The organism is Vibrio sp. 03_296 (assembly GCF_002265885.1).
Window position 1 is genome coordinate 1 of the sequence record NZ_NPKW01001336.1, and the last position, 862, is coordinate 862.

At 46.4% G+C, this 862-nt stretch carries 1 protein-coding gene and 4 tRNA genes; all 5 read right to left on the minus strand.

The window, feature by feature from the left end:
- Positions 1 to 267, minus strand: a 267-nt coding sequence (locus CIK04_RS31955; protein WP_325206076.1) for a GTP-binding protein, incomplete at its 3' end; no start/stop codon positions are given.
- A 101-nt stretch (positions 268 to 368) separates the two neighbouring features.
- Positions 369 to 444 (minus strand) — tRNA-Thr (locus tag CIK04_RS31960).
- Between the two features lie 14 nt (positions 445 to 458).
- Positions 459 to 533: transfer RNA gene (locus CIK04_RS31965), tRNA-Gly, on the minus strand.
- A gap of 35 nt (positions 534 to 568) precedes the next feature.
- A tRNA-Tyr gene (locus CIK04_RS31970) sits at positions 569 to 653 on the minus strand.
- A 47-nt stretch (positions 654 to 700) separates the two neighbouring features.
- A tRNA-Thr gene (locus tag CIK04_RS31975) sits at positions 701 to 776 on the minus strand.
- Positions 777 to 862: the final 86 nt, after the last annotated feature.

Consider the following 862-nt stretch of genomic DNA (forward strand, 5'->3'; position numbering starts at 1 on the left):
AACATAGTCAGCGTGTCCAGGACAGTCTACGTGTGCGTAGTGGCGAGCTGGAGTGTCGTACTCTACGTGAGAAGTAGAGATTGTGATACCACGCTCACGCTCTTCTGGAGCGTTGTCGATTGATGCGAAGTCACGAGCAGCACCGCCGTAAACTTTTGCAAGAGTAGTACAGATAGCTGCAGTTAGAGTTGTTTTACCGTGGTCAACGTGGCCGATAGTACCAACGTTTACGTGCGGTTTTACACGTTCAAATTTTTCTTTAGACATGAATAGTCCCTCTAGGTACGGATTTAGGTGGCCCGAATTGACCACGCAACCAAAAAAGATAATTGGTAAATCTTATATCAAAAGGAAATAACTTTGAGAGCTGGTGCTGATAGGCAGACTCGAACTGCCGACCTCATCCTTACCAAGGATGCGCTCTACCACCTGAGCTATATCAGCACTCAAATTGTGAGTGGAGCGGGCAGCGGGAATCGAACCCGCATCATCAGCTTGGAAGGCTGAGGTAATAGCCATTATACGATGCCCGCAACACGTAACTCTGAGAGCTATTTCCTAAAGAATATGGTGGAGGGGGACGGATTCGAACCATCGAAGGCGGAGCCGGCAGATTTACAGTCTGCTCCCTTTGGCCACTCGGGAACCCCTCCAAATTTTTCAACCATTCTCACTACAATCACTATTAAGTGGGAGAGAATGGTGCCGACTACCGGAATCGAACTGGTGACCTACTGATTACAAGTCAGTTGCTCTACCTACTGAGCTAAGTCGGCATAAGTGGAGCGCATTCTAGTGAATCATTTCTTTGCTTGCAATTAGCTTTTTAACAAAAAATCTGATTTTTTGATAAAACAGAATC